Here is a 22281-nt window from a genome sequence, read left to right as displayed (position 1 = left end):
GTGGCTTTTTCGCCCTGCGAGATCTGCGGGCAGCGCACCGCACGGCTGGCGCTGCGCGGTGGCGGCGTGCTCGCTCGGTGCGTGGATTGTGGTCATCTGGGCCGGCAGCTCGCCGGCTCGCCCGCCTTCCACCGCGACCGGGCGTATGGCGGCGAACCGACCCTCGACGCCTGGCGACTCGCGCTGACCCACCGTCTGCTGACCCGCGCGCGCCGGCCGGCGTCGGTCTTCGAGGTCGGGTACGGCTCCGGGGCACTGCTGCGCCGGTTCCTGGATGACGGCGCGCGCGTCGGGGGCACCGACCCGGACCAGCTGGGGGTGGCCGTCGATGCGCGGGTGCGGGCGCACGGTCGGTTGTACGACGCCGCGATCGAGGACCTCACGGCGGACGTCGAGCCGGTCGAACTCGTCTACGGCATCCACGTGCTGGAGCACGTCCAGGACCCGCTGCGTACCCTGCGGCATGCCGCACACCTGCTTGCGCCCGGCGGCACCGTGCAGTTCCTGACGCCGGCCGGCGACAGTGACGGGCTGCGGCTCTACGGCCGCGCCTGGTGGATGCTCGAGGACCCGACGCACGTGCGGTTCTTCAGTGCCGAGAGCCTGCACCGCGCGGCACGCTCCGTAGGGTTGACCGATGTGTGCGTGACCCGACCTGCCCTGGACAGCCTGGTGACGGATGCCGCCAGCCTGGCCCGGCTGGCGAGGCCGCGCGCCCGTCCGCACGGGGTCCTCGCCCTGCGCCCGGTGCTGGCCGCGGGCGTCGCGACCGCTCCGGTGGTGCTGGCGGCGCGCGCCCTGCGCCCCGCATTGCGTCCGACGCTGCACCTGACCGCCCGGAAGGCGCGCTGATGGACCGCGGACTGGGCCGGTCCGTGCGGCTGTTCCGGGCGTTCCTGGTGGAGCAGACGCAGCCGGAGGTCTTCTACGGCACACTCGCCCGTGACTCCTGTGAACTGTTGGCCGAGCTGACCGACCTGCGTGGCGCCCGCCTGGTCGACGTCGGTGCCGGGCCGGCGGAGTTCGCGCACGCGTTCCGCGCAGCGGGAGCGATCTACGTGCCGATCGACCACGACGCGAGCGTCCCGTCGGTGCGCGACGGCGGGGTGGTGGCCTCCGCCGAGGCGCTGCCGTTCGCCGATCGCAGCGTCGACGTCGTCTTCAGCAGCAACCTGTGGGAGCACGTGCGCGCCCCGGAGCGCGCAGCCGACGAGATGGTCCGCGTGGTGCGCCCCGGCGGCCTGGTGTTCCTGTCCTACACGAACTGGCTCTCGCCGTGGGGCGGACACGAAACCTCCCCGTGGCACTGGCTCGGCGGCGAACGCGCGGCCCGGCGCTACACCCGCACACGGGGCCACCCGCCCAAGAACACCGTCGACCGCACGCTGTTCCGGGTCAGCGTCACTCAGGGGCTGCAGTGGGCACGGCAGCACCCCGACGTGCAGGTGCTCGCCGCCCGGCCGCGGTACCTGCCCGACGTGGCCCGTCATGTGCTGCGGGTGCCTGGACTGCGCGAGATCGTCACCTGGAACCTGCTGCTCATCCTGCGCCGCCGATGTCAACGCCGACGCCGATGCCGACGCCGGTGGCCACGGCGCCCGACTCCGGCACGGGCCGCGGCGCCGCGGAACGGCTGCAGCTCCTGCTGCTGCTGGCCGCCCTGGCGGTGCTGCCGTGGCTGGTGTCGCCGGGGCGCACCGAACCCGACACCAAGGTCGACCTGACCGTCTCCCCGTGGCGCTACCTCGGCCGTTCACTGGACGCATGGAACACGCACGCCGGGCTCGGCGAACTGCAGAACCAGGCCTACGGCTATCTCTTCCCGATGGGTCCGGTGTTCGGGGTGTGCCGCTCGCTCGGGGTGCCTGCGTGGGCGACGCAGCGCATCTGGTGGACCCTGCTGCTGGTCGTCTCCTTCCTCGGCGCGCAGCAGTTGCTGCGCCGGCTCGGGGTCGGCGGCACGGTGCCGTCGCTGGTCGGCGGGGCCGCCTACGCGCTCGCGCCGCGGATGCTGACCGTGCTGCCGGTCATCTCGATCGAGGCATGGCCGATGGCGCTCGCGCCCTGGCTGCTGCTGGCGGTGCTCCCGCTGGTGCGTCGCGCTCTGACCCGTGCGGCACTGGTCCGGTCCCTGGCGCTGGCCGGAGTGCTCACTGCAGCACTCGGCGGCGTCAACGCCACAGCGTCCGGAGTCGTCCTGGCGCTGCCGTTCGCCTTCCTGCTCACCCACCCGGTCGGCCGGCGGCGGTTGGTGCTGTGGGTCGTCGCCACCCTGTTCGGTGCGTTGTGGTGGCTGCTGCCGCTGCTGGTGCTTGGCCGCTACGCCTACCCGTTCCTGGACTACATCGAGACCGCGTCGATCACCACTGCGGTGACCTCCGTCCCGAACGTGCTGCGGGGCGCCGATGACTGGATCGCCTACATCCTGGACAGCGCGGATCATCCCGTCTGGCAAGGCGGTTGGGTGCTCGCGCAGTCGGTCACCGCGATCCTGGCGACCGGCCTCGTCGCCGCGGTCGGGTGCTGGGGACTGCTGCGCCACCGCGGGCACCTGGCCCGGTGGACGCTGCTGTGCGTCGTCGGCGCGACCTTGTTCATGGTCCTCGGACACGGCGGCACCGTCGGCAGTCCGATCGCGGAGCCGGTGCGCGGACTGCTCGACGGACCGCTGGCGCCACTGCGCAACATCCACAAGGCGGATCCGGTGCTGCGCCTGCCGTTGGTGATCGGCTTCACCACCGTGCTGCAACGGGTCAGCCTGTCGCGGCGCGCAGGGGATCGGTTCGCGCCGGTGATGCTGGCGCTGGCCGTCGCCGTCGCCGCGACGCCGCTCTGGCAGGGAAGGGTCGGTGCGGCGGACGCGTACGGCGCCATACCGGCGCAGTGGACGCAGGTCGCGCACCAGATCGACCGCGCCGCAGGCAGATCCGGCGGATCGACGATGTTGTTGCCCAACTCCCGCACGTCGACCTACACGTGGGGGAGCACGACCGACGAGCCGCTCTCGGCGCTGGCGACCTCTGCGGTCGTGACCCGGGCAGCGGCGCCACTGGGCATCCCCGGGTCGACCCGGATCCTCGACGCGGTCGACCGGCTGGCGGCCTCGGGCGACCCGCAGCCGAGCCTGGCGGCCGGCCTGGCGCGCCTCGGCATCGCCCGGGTGGTCCTGCGTCGCGACCTGGCGGCATCCGTCCAGGCGCTGCCATGGCAGCAGGTGCAACGCACCCTCGACACCTCTCCCGGCTTCCGCATCGCCGGCACGTACGGTGCGGGCCGCTCCGCGCTCACCGTGTATGACGTCACGGCGCCGCGCGCTCGCGGCGCCGCACTCTACGGCGCGCGCCCGGTCACGGTGGCCGGCGGCCCGGAGTCGCTCTTCGCGTTGCGGACGACCGGCCTGCTGACCGCCGACGACTGGATGCAGCTGGACGGCGCTGCCGCGGGTCGGCCCGACGTGGTGACCGACACGATGCCGTGGCGCGCGTACAACAACGGGGTGCCGACGGCCTCGGCATACAGCCCGGTGCTCACCCGAGGCGACGTGAGACCGACCCACATCGGCGCGAAGGACCTGCTTCCGGCGGACCACCCGGCGGGGCAGCCCGCCCGGGAATGGCTCGGCTGGCGGACCGTCCAGGTGTCTTCGTCGGCCGCCGACCCCTTCGCCGCGCACCATCTCGGTGTCCGCGACGGTCCGGCCGCCGCGTTCGACGGTGACCCCGCGAGCGCCTGGTTGACCGGAGACCACGCCCACACAGCGTGGTTGCGGGGCGAGCTGACCGGTCGCTCCGTGCGCGAGGTCCGCCTGCGCCTGGCCGGTCCGCGACAGCACGCGACACTGCCCGAACGCCTCGAGATCCGCGTCGGCTCCCACACCGTGCAGGTGGCGGTGCGCGGCCGCAGCGAACTGACCGTGCCCGTCCCCGCGACGACCGCAGGACCGGTCGAGGTCCGGCTGATCGCACCGGCCGATGCGACCGACCCGGTGCTCGGCATCGCCGAAATGTCCGTCCCAGGAACGAAACTCGGCTCCGTGATCGACGTCCCGCAAGCGGTCGACCCGAACCAGCAGGCTGTGCTGCTGCACCGGCTGCCCGAGGACGGCGCGACGATCACCCGCCAGGTGCACCTGTTGGGAACGCCGCGGTCGGCAACCGTCTGGCTGCGCTCGGCCGGAAGCACGGTCGAAGCGTCCTGCGGCGCCGCCGGCACCGTCACGGTGCGGTCCCGTGACGGAGGGACCACTCGGATTCCGTTGCGGCTCAAAGGTGTCGGCGCCCCGGCCAAGGGCGATCTCCTGGAAGCCACGTCGTGTGGGGTGAGTAGCTCGGGGGAGCGCAGCGGCGGAGCGCGTATCGAGACTGCGGCCTCCATCGCCATCACCGGGCACGCAGGCCTCACACCGGAGCTCGCGACCTTCGGCAAGCGCCCGAGCGTTGCGGCGACGACTCGCAGCGTCAGCTCCGTCACCGGCGACTCCGGTGAGCGCACGATCGCCCTGACCGCCGGCGGCGCGAGCATCGTCGCGCTGAGCGAGGGCTGCAACGCAGGCTGGCAGGCGACCGACCGTGACGGCCACGCGCTGCAACCGGTCGAGGTCGACGGCTGGCGGCAGGGGTTCCGCGTCACCGGGGGCGGTGCCACGACGGTCACCCTGCGCTTCACACCGACCACCCCGCAACGCCTCGGCTTGCTGGTCGGCGGCCTCGTCGCACTCGCGCTGTTCCTGACGTTCCTCGCCGCGGCATACGCCTGCCGTCGCCGCGCGATCGGCACAGAACCACACGCCGGTCGAGTAGGTGCGGAGGAGCGGAGCGAGGGAGCGCCGTATCGAGACCACGCGTTCGCCGGCCGGGCCGCCGCCGTGGTCGTCGGCTTCCTCGCGGCCGGACCGGCGGGTCTGCTGGCGGGCATCGCGGCCGCTGCCGTGCCGGTGCGGTGGTTGCGCCATACGGCGGGCGGTGCCCTGATCGCAGCGGCTGTCGCGCTGGCGTTCTTCGGGGTCGTCGAGGCTCGGTCGACCGGGGCGATCGCCGGTCAGCTGCTCGGCACCGTCACGCTGTGCGCGCTGGCACGCGCGGGGTGTGTGTTCGCCGGTGCACCCGCCGCAGCACGGGCTGCTCGAGCAACGCCGCCGACGCCCACGCGATGAGCACACTGAAGACCAGCACCGCGAAAAGGACCGTCGTGAACGGGCCGGTGAACAGGGCCCAGCCGGACGCCCGGTAGATCAGCTGCAGCACGAGCACGTGCCAGAGGAAGACGCCGTACGACACCTCTCCGGCGAAGCGGGCGACGCCGGAGGACGCGACGGCACGCCATCGCTCGTCCGACGGACCACGCACCGCGGCGACGAGCAGCAGCAGCGCGAGCACGGTGTAGAGCGACTCCTTGGCTGCCGCCTGGCCGACCGTCGGCGCATGCAGGTCCCGCGGCCCGGCCAGCCCGCTGGAGGCGATCAGGTAGACGACGGCGGCGGCTGACAACCAAGTGCCCACGCCGATCTCGCGCACCCGCTGCAGATGTCCGGCGTGCACCGCAACCGCCAGCGCCGCCCCGGCCGCGAACCACGCCGCGTGCCCGAGCACGCTGGTGCCCAGCACACCGGCGGCTGAGGCCGGATGCTGGCGCGTCCACACCGCCACGAGTGCCTGTATGGCGACACCGGCCACCGCGGCCCCGCCCAGCACCCCATAGGCGGCGCGAGGCGACCGACGCAGCAGCCGTTCGATCGCGGTCCCGAGGAACGGCACCAGCAGATAGAACGTCGCCTCGGTCGTCAGGCTCCAGGTCTGGCTGAACGACTGGTAGGAGGTGTCGGCATATCCCTGTACCAGGAGCAGGTGAGCCACCACCGTGCCGATCCCGCCGACCCCTTCACTACCGCCGACCGGCCCCCACGCCCCGGCGACCAGCAGCACCGCGACGAGCGCGACCAGGTATGCGGGCAGGATCCGGGCGGCACGACGCACGGCATACACCCGGACGGGCTGCGGCGCGGCGACCCCCGAGCCCGCCGCGATCCACGGCCGCAACAGCAGGAACGCGCTGATCGCGAAGAACACCGCGACGCCGCTGTCGCCGCGGGCCAGCAGTCCACCGGAGAAGTCCAGACGGTCCGCGCCGGTCCAGAACCCCACGTGCGACAGCAGCACCAGCAGCGCCGCGAGCCCGCGCAGGCCGTCGATCAGGCGATAGCGCGTCATGTTCCCTCCCTCCGCGAGTGATCGATAGCTACTCTGCAGTAGATTCCACCAGCACGCACCTTCCGAAGGGCCCGAGGGACCGCCATGACCGCACGTGTCGATCTGCCCGCTGCCGATGCTGCGATCGACCGCAGCCGGCCGGTGTTGCGTGCCCGGGCACCGCTGCGGATCTCCTTCGCCGGCGGCGGCACCGACGTGACGCCCTTCCCCGAGCGCGAGGGCGGGGCGGTCCTGTCCGCGACGATCTCCGCGTTCGCATTCAGCACGCTGCGTCCGCGCACCGACGGCCAGGTCACCGTGCGGTCGCTGGACTACGGCACCTCGATCGGCTTCGGCATCGACGAGCCGGTGGAGTATGACGGCAAGCTCGACCTGCCCAAGGCGGCCATCAACCGGGTCCGCGGCATCGAGGGCGCCCGGCCCTCGGGTGGTTTCGACCTGTTCCTGCACACCCAGGCCCCGCCCGGCTCGGGGCTCGGGTCGTCCAGTGCGGTGATGGTGTCCGTCATCGGGCTGGTGGCCCAGCACTGCGGGCTCGACCTGACGCCCTACGAGGTGGCCGAACTGGCCTACCGGCTGGAGCGCGAGGACCTGGCCATACCCGGCGGCTCCCAGGACCAGTACGCCGCCGCCTTCGGCGGCTTCAACTACATCGAGTTCAAGGCCGACGAAGTCATCGTCAACCCGCTGCGGGTCCGCGATGACACGGTGCACGAGCTGGAGCACAACATGCTGCTGGCGTTCACCGGCAACACCCGGGTGAGCGACCACATCATCGAGGACCAGCGTGCGCGTTACGAGACCGGCAACGCCGAGGCGTTGGAGGGCCTGCGCGCCCAGAAGGAACTGGCCGAACGGATGAAGGTCGCGCTGGTGCGCGGCGACGTGGACTCGTTCGGCCGCCTGCTCGGCGAGGCGTGGGCGCAGAAGCGCAAGATGTCCGAACGCATCTCGACCCCGTTGATCGACGAGGCCGTCACCACCGCACTCGACTGCGGTGCGCTCGGCGGCAAGGTCACCGGCGCCGGCGGTGGCGGGCACCTGGTCTTCGTGTGCGAGTTCGAACGCCGGCACATCGTCGCGCAGAAGTTGCTCGAGCTCGGACTGACGCTGTCCGAGATCACCTTCAGCCAGCACGGAGTCACCACCTGGAGAGGACAGCACTGATGCCCCACCGCCACGCCCTGCACGACGTCGCCCCCGAGCGTCGGCGGCCTGCGGTCGCCGACCGTCAGCAGCGCGGGCTGTCCGCCTGGGCGAAGCTGGCCCGTTCGCTGGCCGAGCCGGAGCTGGTCGCACAGGTGGACGCGGCCGGGACGGCGTTGCTGGACGCGCTCGTCGGCGGCGGCACGCTGCTGGTCGCCGGCAACGGTGGCAGCGCCGCCATCGCCAGCCACGTCGCCGCGGAGTTCATCGGCAAGTGCATCCTCGACCGTGGCCCGCTGCCCGCGGTCAACCTCGCCGAGTCGCTCAGCTCCATCACCGCGGTCGCCAACGACTACTCGTATGACGAGACCTTCGCGCGCGGCATCGCCGCGCTCGGCCGGCCCGGCGACGTGCTGCTGGCGATGAGCACCAGCGGGACGAGCCGGAACATCGTGCGCGCACTCGACGTCGCACGCGACCAGGGACTGCTGACCATCGCACTGACCGGCCGGCGCGGCACCGGTCTGGCCGGCCGCGCCGACCACGTGCTGGTCGTGCCCTCGGAGGAGACACCGCGGATCCAGGAGGCGCACATGCTGTGGACACACGTGTGGTGCGAGGCGGTCGACGTGGTCTGTCAATGACGCTGCTGTCGGATGCGGAGCTGCTCGGGGAGAACCGCGCGCCGATCCCGCGCCCGCAGGGATCGGCTGCGGCGCCGTACGACCTGCTGCTGCTGGACCGGGACGGCACGCTCAACGTGCGTCGACCCGGCTATGTGGACGACCCGGAGGACCTGGTCCTGCTGCCCGGCGCGGCACGGACGGTGGCCGCTGCCAATGCGGCCGGGTGCGCCGTGGTGCTGGTCAGCAACCAGCGCGGTATCGCGACCGGGACGCTGACCCGGCCGCAACTGCTGGCCGTGCACCGGGCCCTGGTCTCCCAGTTGGCCGGCGCGGGCGCGTGGCTGGACGCCATACAGGTGTGCCCGCACGAGGACCGGACCTGCGACTGTCGCAAGCCCCGTGCGGGCCTGCTGCGCGAGGCTCTGCGACGGGCTCACTGGGCATCTGGCCGGCGGTCCCTGATGGTCGGCGACCAGCCCGGTGACCTCGCGGCGGCGGCGGCCGCCGGGGTGCCGTCGGTGCAGGTCGGCGGGCCCGATCCGTCCCTGTGGGCGGTCGGCCAGAAAATGTTCGGCGGCAACGCATCGCGGGTGTGACACAACTCGCACGGTTACTGCTACTGTCCGGTAAGTTCCAGCTCACAACGGAGGTCAGACCAGTGCGGAAATCCGCGATCGTGATCGGATTCGGCGCGTTCTTCGTGACCATGGCGCTGCTGCTGAAGTTCTACGCGTTCGACAAATTGGCGGTCATCCCGATCGACCAGAACACCAAGCAGGTCGCCGTCGACAAGAACGCCTACCTGTTCGACGCAGGCACGCTGAAGTTCCAGCACACCACGCTGACCACGACGATCGGTGCTGTCGCCCTGAAGGGCGAGAGTGAGAAGTTCGGTCACAACGCAGTCATCTTCAGCAAGTGGCAGTTCTCCAAGATCCCGCAGACCAAGACCCCGCAGGAGGGCTTCACCGAGAAGTTCGCGGTCGAGCGGCACACCGGCAAGGTCGTGAAGTGGAGCGGTGACGAGGAGAACGGCAAGGCCATCGGGCACCAGGGCTACACCGTCAAGTTCCCGTTCGGCACGCAGAAGACGACCTACCCCTACTGGGACGGGTCGACCCAGAAGACCATGCAGATGAAGTACGCCGGCACGGACAAGATCGACGGGCTGGAGGTCTACCGGTTCGAGGGGACCGTTCCCCGGCAGACGCTGGCGATCGAGCCCACCAAGGAGGCGCCCGGCTTCCTGTTCGGCGGTGCGCAGAGCAGCCCCGGCGTCAAGGCGAAGTACGACTACGCCAACGACCGCACCATCTGGGTCGAGCCGCAGACCGGCGCGTTCATCAAGGTGAGCGAGGCGCAGAAGCAGTGGCTGACCGACCCCGGCACCGGTAAGTCGGTTCAGGTGCTGCGGACCACCTCGGTCTTCAACAACGCCACCGTCAAGTCCAACGTCGACGAGTACAAGGGCAAGGCATCCCAGCTGAAGGCCCTCAAACTCGCACCGTGGATCCTCGGCATCCTCGGCCTGCTGCTCATCGTCGGGGGAGTCCTGATGGCCGTGCTGCTCGGCCGCCGGGACGGCAACGGCAACGGCGACGACTACGGCGACGGCAGCTACGACGGCAGCGGCGGCGACGACGACTACTACGCGGACGACGACGAGACCCAGCACGGCGTCTCGGGGCTGCTCGGGGACCGCAACCGGTCCGGCGGCGGACCGGACGCCGCCGGTGACTCCGCCGACAACACCGTGCGGTTGGACAAGAACTCCTGAGTCGGCCGGTGCTCAGCCACCGGCGCGCTTGTCGGCCACGAAGATCGCCGTGCCGGGTATGACGCGACCGCGCGCCGGCGACCAACCGCCCCACACCTGCGGGTTGCGGTCCGGCCACTCCGGCTCGACGAGATCCACCAGCGTCAGTCCCGCGCCGGCGATCTCGCGCACCCGGTCGCCCAGGGTGCGATGGTGTTCCACATAGGTGGCCGCACCGTCGTCGCCCTGCTCGACATACGGGGTGCGGTCGAAGTAGGACCGGTCGGCGACCAGCCCCTCGGGGCCGGGCGCGTCCGGGAAGGCCCACCGGACCGGATGCGTCGTGGCGAAGACGAACCGGCCGCCGGGCCGCAGCACCCGCGCCGCCTCCCGCATGATCGCGCCGCTGTCGGCGACGAAGGGCACCGCACCGTACGCCGTGAACACGATGTCGAAGCAGGAGTCGACGAACGGCAGCGCGGTGGCGTCGCACTGGGCGAGCGGGAGTGCGATGCCGGATCGGGCATCGATCGCTGCCGCCTGCCGCAACATGCCGGCGGACAGGTCGGTGGACACCACCCGCGCACCGCGCGCGGCGGCATACCGCCCGCCCTGGGCGGCCCCGCCGCCGATCTCCAGGACGTCACGGCCCTCCAGCGGGCCGAGGAGACCGAGCTCGGACTCGGTGAACCCTTCAGGCCCCCACACCAGGCGACCGTCGCCGAGGAAGTCGCCGTGCTCGGCGTAGTAGGCCGTCGCTTCCTCGTCCCACCAACCGCGATTGGCCGCGCGCGTCTCGTCCGCACCGGCGGCGCGATGCCCGACGCCGAAGCCGTCGATGAAGGGATCCATCGGTGGCAATGCCTCCTCCCTGCTGCTTTTGACCCAGCTGTGGACGGGCCGATAGGATCGCCACGCGCACGCATGTGCGTGTCAGGGGATGGTCAGCTCGGCACCGGCTCCGGTCGATGACGCGACATCATCCCAGCACATTGTCCATATCTAGTGTCCACCGAAGGTTTCCTACTACATGACTGCCACCACCACCTCCCAGGTCGCGATCAACGACATCGGATCCGAGGAGGAGCTGCTCGCCGCGATCGACGCGACGATCAAGCACTTCAATGACGGCGACATCGTCGACGGTGTCATCGTCAAGGTCGACCGGGACGAGGTCCTGCTCGACATCGGCTACAAGACCGAGGGCGTCATCCCCTCGCGTGAGCTGTCCATCAAACACGACGTCGACCCGAGTGAGGTCGTGGCGGTCGGCGACGAGGTCGAGGCCCTGGTTCTCCAGAAGGAGGACAAGGAAGGCCGCCTCATCCTGTCCAAGAAGCGCGCACAGTACGAGCGCGCCTGGGGCACCATCGAGCAGGTCAAGGAGGAGGACGGCGTCGTCACCGGCACCGTCATCGAGGTCGTCAAGGGCGGCCTGATCCTGGACATCGGCCTGCGCGGCTTCCTGCCCGCGTCGCTGGTCGAGATGCGCCGGGTGCGCGACCTCCAGCCGTATGTCGGCAAGGAGATCGAGGCCAAGATCATCGAGCTGGACAAGAACCGCAACAACGTGGTCCTGTCCCGCCGCGCCTGGCTCGAGCAGACCCAGTCCGAGGTCCGCACGACCTTCCTCAAGGAGCTGCAGAAGGGCCAGGTCCGCTCCGGTGTGGTCAGCAGCATCGTCAACTTCGGTGCGTTCGTCGACCTCGGTGGCGTCGACGGCCTGGTGCACGTCTCCGAGCTGTCCTGGAAGCACATCGACCACCCGTCCGAGGTCGTCGAGGTCGGCGACGAGGTCACCGTCGAGGTGCTGGATGTCGACATGGACCGCGAGCGTGTCTCGCTGTCGCTGAAGGCGACCCAGGAAGACCCGTGGCAGCACTTCGCCCGCACCCACGCGATCGGCCAGGTCGTGCCGGGCAAGGTCACCAAGCTGGTGCCGTTCGGTGCGTTCGTCCGCGTCGAGGACGGCATCGAGGGCCTGGTCCACATCTCCGAGCTGGCCGAGCGCCACGTGGAGCTGCCGGAGCAGGTCGTCCAGGTCGGTCAGGAGATCTTCGTCAAGGTCATCGACATCGACCTCGAGCGTCGCCGCATCTCGCTGAGCCTGAAGCAGGCCAACGACGAGGCCGCTGCCGCGACCGAGTTCGACCCGACCCTCTACGGCATGGCCGCCGAGTACGACGAGCAGGGCAACTACAAGTACCCGGAGGGCTTCGACCCGGAGTCGGGCGAGTGGCTCGAGGGCTTCGAGACCCAGCGCGAGAAGTGGGAGAAGCAGTACGCCGAGGCGCACGCCCGCTACGAGGCGCACCAGGCGCAGATCGAGCAGGCTCGCAAGGACGACGCGGAGGCTGCCGCCACCGCCGCGACCGCCGGCTCGACCTCTTACTCCTCGGAGTCGTCGGACAAGGGCTCGTCGCCCGCGTCGTCGTCCTCGCCGGCCGCCCCGGCCGAGGGCACGCTGGCCTCCGACGAGGCCTTGGCCGCACTGCGTGAGAAGCTCACCGGCAACTGAGCTGACCGTCAGTCGTAGCTGACCGACCGAAAGCCCCCGGAACCGTGTGGTTCCGGGGGCTTTTCGTCGTACGCGGGCGGGGTGGGTCCAGGGGGTACCCGGCCGACGTACCGAAGTCTCCCCAGGGGAGGGTTTGGTACGGGTTCTGCCGGTGTGGCGTACCGAAGTCTCCCCAGGGGAGGGTTTGGGACGGCGCCCGCGGCTGTGGCGTACCGAAGTCTCCCCAGGGGAGGGTTTGGTACGGGTTTGGGGCCGGGTGCGTACCGATGTCTGCCCGGGGGAGAGTTTGGTACGGGTGGCCCGGCCGGGCGTGTGCCGATGTCTGCCCTGGGGAGGGTTTGGTACGGGTGGCCGGGCCGGACTCACACTCGCGACGCCGGCGCTTTCTTGGGAAACACCGTGTAGCTGAACGAGATCAGCGCATCGACGACGAGCACGACGGTCCACAGGCGCAGCGTGTTGGTCAGCGCGCTGGTTCGCGCCGAGTCGTGTATGGCGACGATCGCCAGCCCCAGCAGCGCGGCACCGACCAGCCAGGCGCGCAGGTGGGCGTACCAGCCCGACCGCTCGCGTGCCGCGCGGGCGGCGCCGTAGCGGGGTTTCTTCGCCGGCGGCGGACCACCGGCGAACCGGTGCGCGAACCGCACGTCGGCCCAGTGCATCATCCGGTGACCGAACCCCACCGACACCCCGAGGTAGATCGCCGCGAGACCGTGCACGGCAGTCGCAGTGCCGCCGCCCCGCAGGTCGAGCACGGAGGCGATCAGCAGCACCAGATCGACCGCCGGCGCGAGCGCGAGCAGGATGGTCGACAACAGCTGCCGCCGCAGCAGGTAACGGCAGGCGAGACCGGCGAGCAGCAAGACCCAGAATCCGATCTCGCACGCGACGATGACGGCTGTCAACACGGCGAACCCCTCGATGTCACACGAACGTGATATATCCAAAATAACACGATCGTGTGATAAAAAGACGGCATGCCGAAGGTCGTCGATCACGATGCGCGTCGTGCGCAGATCGTGGACGCGGTCATCCGGGTGGTGCATCGTGCCGGCTACACGGGCGTCTCGGTGCGCAGCGTCGCCGACGAGGCCGGCTGGTCGACCGGCGCCATCCGGCACTACTTCGTCAGTCAGCAGCAGCTGATCGCCCACGCGATGGCCGACCTGTCCGTCCGTGTGCGGCAGCGGCTGGAACGCCGGGGGAGCGAGGCGACAGACGTCGAGGGGCTGGTGGCGCTGCTGGCCGAGGTGCTGCCGCTCGATGCCGCTCGCCGCGGTGAGACCGAGATGTGGACCGCGCTCGTTGTCGCGGCGCGCACGGACTCCGAGCTCGGTGCTGTATGGCGTGAGGTGCACGGCCAGCTGCGCGGACTGATGGAGTCGTGCGTGCTGATGCTGCAGCAGCTGTCCGGGCACGAGCTCGACATACCCACCGAGACCGACCGGTTGCACGCGCTGATCGACGGTATGGCGCTGCACGGCACCCTGGCACCGCGGCTGACTGCCGCCCGGATGCGGGCGGTGCTTCGTGCGCACCTGGAGCAACTCGCGCACTGAGCAGCTCCGGTGCGCTGCCGCTGGCATAGGGTCGCGGCGTGCTCTATGTGGGACTCAGCGGCGGCATCGGCTCCGGCAAATCGACCGTCTCCAAGAAGTTGCTCGCGCTCGGCGCGGTCGTCATCGACGCCGACCGACTCGCGCGGGAGGTGGTCGAGCCGGGTTCCGCCGGGCTCGCCGAGATCGTCGAGCGGTTCGGCGAGCAGCTGCTGCGGCCGGACGGCTCGCTGGACCGGCCGGCCTTGGCCGCCGTCGTGTTCGCCGACGAGTCCGCGCGACGGGATCTGGAGGCGATCACCCACCCGCGCATTCGAGCGCTGACCGCGTCGCGGCACGCGCAGGCCCCGCGCGAGGCGATCGTCGTCCACGACATGCCACTGCTGGTGGAGGGTGGTCTCGCACCGGACTACCACCTCACCGTGATCGTCGACACCGCACAGCAGACCAGGGTCCAGCGCATCATGCGCGACCGAGGCATGACGCACGACGCGGCGCTGGCCCGCGTCTCCTCGCAGGCCACCGACGAGCAGAGGTATGCCGCCGCGGACATCCTGCTGGACAACAACGGCAACGCGGAACAACTGCTGGACCGCGTGGAAAGCCTGTGGCAGGAACGCCTTTCGCCATACAACGACAACCTGTTGGCGGACCGGCCGGCGTCCGGGCAGGTGGTCACGGACGACCAGCTCCTCGGCCGTGTGGTTGCCCGCCTGGAACGGCAGTTGGCGAGCAGGGGATGGGGGCCAGTGCGTGTCACGACGGTGCCGCTTCCGGATGCCGAGCCGGTGCTCGTCGTCTCCGGTCTCGGCTCGGCGCCGCGGCAGCAGATGCGGGCGGCCCTCGGTGCGGCAGGGTTCGCTGCGGTCGCCGACGCCGGCGCGGCCCGCGAACCGGTGTTCGGCTCATGTGACCCCGGGGCGCCGGTTCGGCTGCAACTGCGCGAGTAACCAAGTAACGGTTCGACAGCGTCCGCCGATAGTTACCACCATGTAGGCCCTGCGCCCACTAGTGTTCAGGCCGTGTTCTCCGTCACCCATCAGGCTCTGCGATCGTGACCGCGCCTCCTGACACCGCCGCGGCGACGCCACGTCCCGGACCGCCCGCGCCGGTCGGGCCGCCGCCGCGCCGCAGTGGCCGGCCGTATGGCGAATGGCTGCTCGCCGCAGCGTTGCTGCTGCCCAACCTGGTGCTGCTGGTGATCTTCACCTACCGGCCCCTGGTGGACAACTTCCGGCTCTCCTTCACGGACTGGAACATCGCCGCACCGGTGGCGCACTACATCGGCTTCGACAACTACAAGACCTGGTGGCACGACCCCAACTCGCACGAGGTGCTGCGCAACACGCTGATCTTCACGGTCTGCGCGGTGGGCATCTCGATGCTTCTCGGGTTGGGCCTGGCCATCCTGCTGGACCAGAAGCTCCGGGGTCGCAACCTCGTCCGGTCAGCCATCTTCGCGCCGTTTGTCAGCTCCGGCGCGGCGGTCGGCATCGCCTTCCAGTTCGTCTTCGACCCCAACTTCGGCATGCTGCGGGATCTGTTCCACCGCATCGGCATTCAGGTGCCCGACTTCTACCAGCGACCCGGGTGGGCGCTGGTCATGGTCACCACCACCTACGTGTGGAAGAACCTCGGCTACACGTTCGTGATCTACCTGGCGGCGCTGCAGGGCCGGCGCGCGGACCTGGACGAGGCCGCCGAGATCGACGGTGCGTCGGCCTGGCGCCGGTTCTACAAGGTGCTGCTGCCGCAGCTGCGCCCGACGACGTTCTTCCTGTCGATCACGGTGCTGCTCAACTCCGTCCAGGTCTTCGACATCATCAATGTCGAGACGCGCGGAGGCCCGCAGGGTTACGGCACCACCACGTTGGTCTATCAGGTCTATCGGGAGACCTTCGTCAACAGCAAGGCAGGGTATGGCGCGACGATCGCAACCATCATGTTCGTGATTCTGTTGATCATCACCGTGATTCAGGTCCGGGTCATGGATCGGGGGATGCATCGTGACTGAAGCGACCGCTGTCACCGGGTTCGACCCGGAGGAGAAGCCCGCCGGTGCGCACCAGGCCGAGGCCGCCAGCTTCGGCGGCACCGGCGTGAAGATCGCCGGTTACGTCGGCATGGTGCTGGTCTTCCTGCTGGTGGCCGGTCCGCTCTTCTGGATCGTGATCACCTCCTTCAAGCAACGACCGGACATCTACACCCAGCCGGCGCAGTGGTGGCCGGCGCACCCGACCTCCGACGGCTATCACTCGGCGACGACCGACATCCCGTTCTGGGACTACTTCCGCAACTCGGTGATCATCACCGCCATCCTGTCGATCGCCAAGATCGTGCTCGGCGTGATCAGCGCGTATGCGTTGTCGCTGTTGCGTTTCCCGGGCCGCAACCTGCTGTTCGTGATCATCATCGCCGCGCTGATGGTGCCCAACCAGATCACCGTCATCTCCAACTACGCGCTGGTCAGCCAACTCGGGTGGCGCAACACCTACCAGGGCATCATCATCCCGTTGGCCGGAGTCGCGTTCGGCACCTTCCTGATGCGCAATCAGTTCCTCTCGGTGCCCAGCGAGATCATCGAGGCCGCGCGCTTGGACGGAGCCGGGCCGCTGAAACTGCTCTGGCGGGTGGTGCTGCCGATGTCGTGGCCGACGCTGATCGCCTTCTCCATCATCACCGTCGTGAACGAGTGGAACGAATACCTCTGGCCGTTCCTGATGTCCGACGACAGCCGCTCCGGCACCCTGCCGATCGGCCTGACACATCTGCAGAACAACGACGGCATCACCAACTGGGGCCCGGTGATGGCCGCCACCGTGCTGGCCATGCTGCCGGTGCTCATCGTCTTCCTGGCACTGCAACGACACATGATCAAGGGCCTGACCGCTGGCGCGGTCAAGGGCTGACTTCCACACCATCAAGGAGAATCACATGTCTGGTTTGACCCGCCGCGGACTCCTCGGCGCTGCAGGTGGCGCAGCCCTTGCGACCGGCCTCGCCGCGTGCGCCGGCACCGGCTCGGAGTCCAGCAGCAAGGGCGGTGGCAAGGGCGGCGACTCCAACACGATCGACTTCTGGAGCAACCACCCGGGCAAATCCACCGCGACCGAGAAGAAGATCATCGCCGACTTCGAGAAGGCCAATCCGAGTCTCAAGGTCAAGCTCACCGATGCGGGCAAGGACTACGAGGAGGTCGGGCAGAAGTTCAACGCGGCGCTGGCCGGCGGCAACCTGCCCGACGTGGTCGTGGCCTCCGACGTGACGTGGTTCAACTTCGCCCTCAACAACCGGTTCGCCGACATGGGCGCCCTCTTCGCCCAGCACGGCCTGAAGACCGACGACTACGTCGACAGCCTGTATGCCGACTACGTCTACAACGGCAAGCACTACGCGATCCCCTACGCGCGATCGACCGTGCTCTTCTACTACAACAAGGACGCGTTCAAGAAGGCCGGCCTGCCGGACCGCTCGCCGACGTCGTGGGACGAGTTCACCCAGTGGGCGCCCAAGCTGCAGGCCGCGATGGGCAGCGGCAAGCACGCGATGATCCTCGACGATGGCGCCGACTACCTGGACTGGACCTTCCAGTCCATCGCTTGGTCGTACGGCGGGGGCTACTCCAAGGGCTGGAAGACGACCTTCACTGACCCCAAGACCGTGCATGCGGCCAAGGTGCTGCAGGGCTGGGCGAAGCAGGGCTGGGTGAAGACCTCGGCGGACTCGGCCAGCGACTTCAGCGCCGGCCTCGGTGGTGTGCTGATCGAATCCACCGGTGACCTCGGCGGATTCACCCAGCTGCCGTTCGAGCTCGGTGTCGGCTTCGTGCCGGCGCCCGGCGGCGTCAAGTGCTGCCCCACCGGTGGCGCCGGTGTCGCCATACCGGCCGGCATCTCCGACCAGCGCAAGGCCAATGCGGTCAAGTTCGTGGAGTTCCTGACCAATGCCAAGAACACCGTCACCTTCACCCAGGCGACCGGTTACATGCCGGTGCGCAAGTCGGCGCTGCAACTGCCGGAGGAGCAGGCCTACTTCAAGAAGAACCCCCACTTCAAGGTGGCCGTCGACCAGCTGCCGAAGACCCGTCCGCAGGACAACGCGCGGGTGTTCGTCCCCGGTGGTGGCGCGACCATCGGTCAGGCGCTGGACAAGATCGTCGCCGGTTCGGACGTGGAGTCGACGCTCAAGGGACTCGACCAGAGCATCACCAAGGCGTACGACTCGCAGGTGAAGCCGAAGCTCAAGGCCTGACATGGCTTCGGTCTATTTCGACGCCGCGACCCGGCGGCACAAGGGCAACGCGCAGCCCTCGGTGGACAGCGTCACGCTGGACATCGAGAACGGTGAGTTCCTCGTGCTCGTCGGGCCGTCCGGCTGTGGCAAGTCCACGACCCTGCGGATGCTGGCCGGTCTCGAGCCGGTCGACGGTGGGCGCATCCTGATCGACGGGCACGACCAGAAGGGCGTGCGGCCCCGTGACCGCGACGTGGCGATGGTCTTCCAGAGCTACGCGCTCTACCCCAACATGTCGGCCGAGGAGAACATGGCCTTCGCCCTGCGCAATGCCGGAATGAGCAAGGCTGACGCACATCAGCGGGTGCTGGAGGCCGCCGAGATCCTCGAGCTGGACAAGCTGCTGACCCGCAAACCCGGTCAGCTGTCCGGCGGCCAACGGCAACGGGTGGCGATGGGGCGTGCGATCGTGCGTAACCCGAAGGTGTTCTGCATGGACGAGCCGCTGTCCAACCTGGACGCCAAGCTGCGTGTGTCGACACGGGCCCAGATCGCGGCGCTCCAGCGACGACTGGGCGTCACGACGGTCTATGTCACCCACGATCAGACCGAGGCCATGACGATGGGGCACCGGGTTGCCGTGCTGAAGGAGGGGGTGCTGCAACAGGTCGACACGCCCGAGGCGCTCTACGACCACCCGGTCAACACCTTCGTCGCGGGCTTCATCGGTTCGCCGGCGATCAACCTGATCGACGCGACCGTCCGTGACGGCAACGCCGAGTTCTTCGGTGCCACAGTGCCTTTGGAGCGGGACCGCGGCGGGTCGGCCGAGCGGGTCACGCTCGGCATACGCCCCGAGTCCTGGGCCATCGGCGACTCGCTGGCCAAGAACGGCGTTGCGCTCAAGGTCGAGCTCGTCGAGTCGCTCGGCGCCGAGGTGTTCGTCTACGGCAAACCCGAGGCGACCGGTGACGACGGTCCCCGACTGACGGTCCGCACGGACAAGAAGCACCGGCCCGACGAGGGCGAGATCGTGCGGGTGACACCGGCGACCGAGGAGGTCCACGTCTTCGACGCCGAGTCCGGCGAGCGGCTCTGACATTCCGGACCGACCTGCGCGTCACCGGGCGGTTCGTCCTCGCGATCGTCGTGGCCGGTGTGCTCACCGGCGTCGTCGGCGCGTTGTTGACGCTGTTGCTGCACGGTGCGCAGCACGTCGTCTTCGGTGCCGGCGGGCACTCGTTCGCGCAGGAGGTGCGGCTGGCCTCGCCCCCGCGCCGGTTGATCGGTATGACGGTCGCGGGCGCCGTCATCGGCCTCGGCTGGTGGCAGCTGCGTGTGCGCATGCGGGTGATCCGCGTGCGCGACGCGCTCGGCGACCCGCCGGTGCGTCTGCCGCTGCGGTCCACGACGCTCGATGCGATCGCGCAGATCATCGCAGTCGGTGCGGGCGCATCATTGGGTCGCGAGGGCGCACCACGCCAGGTCGCGGCAGCGGTCGCCGAAGTGCTCTGCGCACGCCTGGGCCTGGACGACCGGCATCGTCGGTTGCTGCTGGGCGCGGCAGCCGGCGCCGGGCTCGCCGCGGTCTACAACGCACCGGTCGCGGGTGTGCTCTTCGCGGCCGAGGTGGTGCTGGGCACCCTGGACTACATCGCGGTGTGCGCCGCGGCGTTGATGTCGTGCATCGCCGTCGTGGTCGCCTGGCCGGTGGTGGGGCGTGACGCCGTCTACCACCTGGGCGCCCACGCCACCGCACCCAACGTGTGGGTGTGGGTGGTCCTCGCCGGTCCGGTGTGCACCGTCGCCGGGATCGGCTTCAACCGGCTGATGGAGGCGGCGCGGAGGGGCGGGCCGAGCCGGGCGATCCACCTGTTGCCGTTGCGGATCACCGCCGCGATGGCTGCCGTCGGTCTGGTGGCGATGACCCTGCCCGGTGTCACCGGTAACGGCAAGAGCGTGCTGGAGGCGCTGGTCGGCAGGGGAGGACTGCCCGCCGGGGTGCTCTTCGCGTTGCTCGTCGCGAAGCCGCTGCTCACTGCCGCCTGCCTGCGCGGTGGGTTGACCGGGGGCCTCATCACCCCCTCGATGGCGACCGGGGGCGCACTGGGCGCACTGGTGGCGCTCGGCCTGGGGCACGACCAGGGCGGCCTGTCGATGGTGGTCTGCGCGATGGTCGGCGCGGCGGCCATGCTCGCCACCACTCAGCACGCGCCGATCATGGCCGGCGCCTTCATGCTCGAGGTGTCCCAGGCTCCGCCGACGCTATGGCTGCCGGTGGCGTTGTCGGTGGCGGGGGCCTGGGCAACGCCGCGGCTGGCTACCGGACTCAAACAGTTGTGAAGAAATAATGATTGTGTGCATATAATCGTTGTATGTCGACAACTAAAACCACGCCGGTCGGCGTGTGGCTCAACCTCATGGCGCTGGTCATGGACCACAAGTGGATGGTCCGCGACCTGCTGCAGGACCGCACCGGCGGCATGCCCTGGAACGGCTATCGCGCGCTGCGCCGGGTGGAGCGGACGCCCATGTCCCAGGGTGAACTGGCCGAGCGGATGGACATCGACGCTCCGGCAGCGTCCGTGCTGGTGAGCGACCTGGTCGGGCGCGGATATGTCGAACGCGTCGGTGATCCGGCAGACGGGCGACGCAAGCTGGTGCACGTGACCGAGGCGGGCCGCGACCTGCTGGAGAGCATCCGCACCGCCGACGTCGTGCCGCCGCCGGTCGCGACGCTGACGGCGGCCGAGCGTCGTGAACTCACCCGGTTGATCGACAAGATGCGGGCGGCGAGCGAGGCGTGAGCCAGGAGCTGACCCGCCGACGCCGCTTCGGCGTGCTCGCGATCTGCTGTATGAGCCTGTTCATCGTGGGCATCGACTCCACCGGCGTCAACCTCGCCATACCCTCCATCGGACGGCAGCTGGGCGCCAGCGGCTCGCAGCTGCAATGGGTCATCGACGCCTACACGCTGGTGCTGGCCAGCCTGCTGATGCTGTCCGGATCGATGGGGGACCGGGTCGGCCGGCGGCGCGTCTTCCAGGTCGGACTCGTCATCTTCGGCATCGGCTCCATCTGTTGCTCGTGGGCACCTACCCCCGGTCTGCTCATCGCGGCCCGGATGCTGCAGGCCATCGGCGGCTCGATGCTCAACCCGGTCGCGATGTCCATCATCACCAACACTTTTCGCGATCCGCGGGAGCGGGCGCAGGCGATCGGCATGTGGGGTGGCGTCATCGGCCTGAGCATGGCGCTCGGTCCTGTCATCGGCGGCGCCCTGGTCGAAGGCATCGGCTGGCGGGCGATCTTCTGGATCAACGTGCCGGTCGTGGCCGCTGCCGTCGTACTCACCGGGCTGTTCGTGCCGGAGTCACGCGCGGCACGCGTGCGGCGACTCGACCCGGTCGCACAGGCGCTGGTCGTGCTCATGCTGGCCGCGGTCACCTACGGCATCATCGAGGGTGGCTCGCTCGGCTGGCTGTCGGCGCCCATCCTGGGCTGTTTCGCCGTCACCGTGCTGGCGGTCGCCGCGCTGATCCGCTGGGAGCTGCGACGTGACGAGCCGTTGCTGGATCCGCGCTTCTTCCGCAGCATCCCGTTCAGCGGGGCGGTCGTCGCGGCGGTGGTCGGTTTCTGCGCGATGGCCGGCTTCCTCTTCCTCAACACCCTGTATCTGCAGGATGTCCGGGGTATGTCGGCGCTGCACGCGGGTCTGATGACCCTGCCCATGGCGGTGTCGGTGGCGTTGTTCGCACCGGTCTCCGGGAGGATCGTCGGTGACCACGGCGTGCGCATGCCGATGTGCGTCGCCGGGCTGGGGATCGGCCTGAGCGCCATACTCCTGCTGCGGATCGACAACGGCACGAGTCTGGTCTACCTCGGCGTCGCGTACGTGTGCTTCGGCATCGGGTTCGGGATGCTGAACGCACCGATCACCAACTCGGCGATGTCCGGGATGCCCCGCGAGCAGGCGGGCGTCGCGGCGGCGATCGCCTCCACCAGCCGGCAGGTCGGCGGATCACTCGGCGTGGCAGTGCTGCCCGCGATCGCGTTCGGCAACATGCACGGAGGTATGGCGCAGGGGCTGGCCGCCGCGACCCACCCGGCATGGATCGTCATGCTCGGGTGCGGGGCGGTGTTGTTGCTGCTCGCCTTCGTGCTGACCGGCGCCGTCGCGCTGCGGTCGGGCCGGCGCGTCGCGGCCGAGCTGGGGGCCTCGTGACCGCGGTTCTACTGT

General features: G+C 69.7%; 20 protein-coding genes. 17 read left to right on the top strand and 3 right to left on the bottom strand.

The genetic code is table 11. From position 1 onward, the window contains the following. The 3 genes from ACTHL4_RS01360 to ACTHL4_RS01350 are packed head-to-tail and all read left to right on the top strand — an operon-like array spanning position 1 to position 5152. On the top strand, positions 1–852 hold the full coding sequence (locus tag ACTHL4_RS01360; protein ID WP_440280931.1) for a class I SAM-dependent methyltransferase: 852 nt from the start codon (positions 1–3) through the stop codon (positions 850–852). Next, positions 852–1724: a class I SAM-dependent methyltransferase gene (locus ACTHL4_RS01355; protein ID WP_440280930.1), complete on the top strand. Its 873-nt coding sequence runs from the start codon at positions 852–854 to the stop codon at positions 1722–1724. Before ACTHL4_RS01360 ends, ACTHL4_RS01355 begins: the two co-directional genes overlap by 1 nt. Further along, positions 1667–5152 carry an alpha-(1->3)-arabinofuranosyltransferase domain-containing protein gene (locus tag ACTHL4_RS01350; protein ID WP_440280960.1) on the top strand — a complete coding sequence of 1162 codons (3486 nt, stop codon included), beginning with the start codon at positions 1667–1669 and terminating at the stop codon, positions 5150–5152. The genes ACTHL4_RS01355 and ACTHL4_RS01350 overlap by 58 nt, the downstream gene beginning before the upstream one ends. On the opposite strand, the gene ACTHL4_RS01345 is transcribed toward ACTHL4_RS01350, so the two are convergent. Next, a complete protein-coding gene (locus ACTHL4_RS01345) occupies positions 5055–6206 on the bottom strand; it encodes an acyltransferase family protein (RefSeq protein ID WP_440280929.1) in 1152 nt (383 codons plus the stop codon). The two genes, ACTHL4_RS01350 and ACTHL4_RS01345, sit on opposite strands and share 98 nt — an antisense overlap. 84 nt (positions 6207–6290) lie before the next feature. On the opposite strand from ACTHL4_RS01345, the gene ACTHL4_RS01340 reads away from it, so the two are divergent. The 4 genes from ACTHL4_RS01340 (at position 6291) to ACTHL4_RS01325 (ending at position 9755) form a co-directional block, all read left to right on the top strand. Then, positions 6291–7373, top strand: coding sequence for a GHMP family kinase ATP-binding protein (locus tag ACTHL4_RS01340; protein ID WP_440280928.1), 1083 nt, complete (start codon positions 6291–6293; stop codon positions 7371–7373). Then, entirely contained in the window at positions 7373–7996 is a 624-nt protein-coding gene (locus ACTHL4_RS01335) for a D-sedoheptulose-7-phosphate isomerase (protein ID WP_440280927.1), read from the top strand. The genes ACTHL4_RS01340 and ACTHL4_RS01335 overlap by 1 nt, the downstream gene beginning before the upstream one ends. After that, complete coding sequence (locus ACTHL4_RS01330; protein ID WP_440280926.1) at positions 7993–8574, top strand: HAD-IIIA family hydrolase; 582 nt, start codon at positions 7993–7995, stop codon at positions 8572–8574. Before ACTHL4_RS01335 ends, ACTHL4_RS01330 begins: the two co-directional genes overlap by 4 nt. Before the next feature lie 62 nt (positions 8575–8636). Then, the gene (locus ACTHL4_RS01325; protein WP_440280925.1) at positions 8637–9755 is read left to right on the top strand and encodes a DUF3068 domain-containing protein; all 1119 of its coding nucleotides are present in this window, start codon (positions 8637–8639) and stop codon (positions 9753–9755) included. 12 nt (positions 9756–9767) lie between these two features. Here the strand turns inward: ACTHL4_RS01325 and ACTHL4_RS01320 are convergent, their stop codons facing one another. After that, a complete protein-coding gene (locus ACTHL4_RS01320) occupies positions 9768–10586 on the bottom strand; it encodes a class I SAM-dependent methyltransferase (RefSeq protein WP_440280924.1) in 819 nt (272 codons plus the stop codon). A 178-nt stretch (positions 10587–10764) separates the two neighbouring features. Here ACTHL4_RS01320 and rpsA point away from each other — a divergent pair, with 178 nt between their 5' ends. Then, positions 10765–12252: a 30S ribosomal protein S1 gene (gene rpsA, locus ACTHL4_RS01315; RefSeq protein ID WP_440280923.1), complete on the top strand. Its 1488-nt coding sequence runs from the start codon at positions 10765–10767 to the stop codon at positions 12250–12252. 362 nt (positions 12253–12614) lie between these two features. On the opposite strand, the gene ACTHL4_RS01310 is transcribed toward rpsA, so the two are convergent. Beyond that, positions 12615–13160, bottom strand: coding sequence for a hypothetical protein (locus ACTHL4_RS01310; RefSeq protein WP_440280922.1), 546 nt, complete (start codon positions 13158–13160; stop codon positions 12615–12617). 69 nt (positions 13161–13229) lie between these two features. Here ACTHL4_RS01310 and ACTHL4_RS01305 point away from each other — a divergent pair, with 69 nt between their 5' ends. From ACTHL4_RS01305 to ACTHL4_RS01265, 9 genes are all read left to right on the top strand, one after another. Then, positions 13230–13811: a TetR/AcrR family transcriptional regulator gene (locus tag ACTHL4_RS01305; RefSeq protein WP_440280921.1), complete on the top strand. Its 582-nt coding sequence runs from the start codon at positions 13230–13232 to the stop codon at positions 13809–13811. 38 nt (positions 13812–13849) lie between these two features. Continuing rightward, complete coding sequence (coaE, locus tag ACTHL4_RS01300) at positions 13850–14758, top strand: dephospho-CoA kinase (RefSeq protein WP_440280920.1); 909 nt, start codon at positions 13850–13852, stop codon at positions 14756–14758. Between the two features lie 104 nt (positions 14759–14862). Further along, positions 14863–15822, top strand: coding sequence for a carbohydrate ABC transporter permease (locus tag ACTHL4_RS01295; RefSeq protein WP_440280919.1), 960 nt, complete (start codon positions 14863–14865; stop codon positions 15820–15822). Then, positions 15815–16717 (top strand): carbohydrate ABC transporter permease, encoded by a 903-nt coding sequence (locus tag ACTHL4_RS01290; RefSeq protein WP_440280918.1) that lies wholly within the window; start codon positions 15815–15817, stop codon positions 16715–16717. Before ACTHL4_RS01295 ends, ACTHL4_RS01290 begins: the two co-directional genes overlap by 8 nt. 25 nt (positions 16718–16742) lie before the next feature. Next, complete coding sequence (locus ACTHL4_RS01285) at positions 16743–18059, top strand: ABC transporter substrate-binding protein (protein ID WP_440280917.1); 1317 nt, start codon at positions 16743–16745, stop codon at positions 18057–18059. Between the two features lies 1 nt (position 18060). Further along, complete coding sequence (locus ACTHL4_RS01280; protein ID WP_440280916.1) at positions 18061–19140, top strand: ABC transporter ATP-binding protein; 1080 nt, start codon at positions 18061–18063, stop codon at positions 19138–19140. Between the two features lie 50 nt (positions 19141–19190). Then, entirely contained in the window at positions 19191–20384 is a 1194-nt protein-coding gene (locus ACTHL4_RS01275) for a chloride channel protein (protein ID WP_440280915.1), read from the top strand. A gap of 32 nt (positions 20385–20416) precedes the next feature. Continuing rightward, complete coding sequence (locus ACTHL4_RS01270) at positions 20417–20848, top strand: MarR family winged helix-turn-helix transcriptional regulator (RefSeq protein WP_440280914.1); 432 nt, start codon at positions 20417–20419, stop codon at positions 20846–20848. Continuing rightward, on the top strand, positions 20845–22266 hold the full coding sequence (locus tag ACTHL4_RS01265) for an MFS transporter (RefSeq protein ID WP_440280913.1): 1422 nt from the start codon (positions 20845–20847) through the stop codon (positions 22264–22266). The genes ACTHL4_RS01270 and ACTHL4_RS01265 overlap by 4 nt, the downstream gene beginning before the upstream one ends. Positions 22267–22281: the final 15 nt, after the last annotated feature.

It is taken from the genome of Flexivirga sp., assembly GCF_051955415.1.
Lineage (GTDB): Bacteria > Actinomycetota > Actinomycetes > Actinomycetales > Dermatophilaceae > Flexivirga.
Note: the sequence above shows the minus strand (reverse complement) of the source record. Positions and strands in the feature narration are given on the sequence as shown.

Bases quoted from the DNA above. Each gene is read 5' to 3' on its own strand.
- ACTHL4_RS01305 (WP_440280921.1), top strand. From the start codon at position 13,230: ATGCCGAAGGTCGTCGATCACGATGCGCGTCGTGCGCAGATCGTGGAC.
- ACTHL4_RS01330 (WP_440280926.1), top strand. From the start codon at position 7,993: ATGACGCTGCTGTCGGATGCGGAGCTGCTCGGGGAGAACCGCGCGCCG.
- ACTHL4_RS01345 (WP_440280929.1), bottom strand. From the start codon at position 6,206: ATGACGCGCTATCGCCTGATCGACGGCCTGCGCGGGCTCGCGGCGCTG.
- ACTHL4_RS01270 (WP_440280914.1), top strand. From the start codon at position 20,417: ATGTCGACAACTAAAACCACGCCGGTCGGCGTGTGGCTCAACCTCATG.
- ACTHL4_RS01320 (WP_440280924.1), bottom strand. From the start codon at position 10,586: ATGGATCCCTTCATCGACGGCTTCGGCGTCGGGCATCGCGCCGCCGGT.
- ACTHL4_RS01335 (WP_440280927.1), top strand. From the start codon at position 7,373: ATGCCCCACCGCCACGCCCTGCACGACGTCGCCCCCGAGCGTCGGCGG.
- ACTHL4_RS01340 (WP_440280928.1), top strand. From the start codon at position 6,291: ATGACCGCACGTGTCGATCTGCCCGCTGCCGATGCTGCGATCGACCGC.
- ACTHL4_RS01285 (WP_440280917.1), top strand. From the start codon at position 16,743: ATGTCTGGTTTGACCCGCCGCGGACTCCTCGGCGCTGCAGGTGGCGCA.
- rpsA (WP_440280923.1), top strand. From the start codon at position 10,765: ATGACTGCCACCACCACCTCCCAGGTCGCGATCAACGACATCGGATCC.
- ACTHL4_RS01280 (WP_440280916.1), top strand. From the start codon at position 18,061: ATGGCTTCGGTCTATTTCGACGCCGCGACCCGGCGGCACAAGGGCAAC.
- ACTHL4_RS01355 (WP_440280930.1), top strand. From the start codon at position 852: ATGGACCGCGGACTGGGCCGGTCCGTGCGGCTGTTCCGGGCGTTCCTG.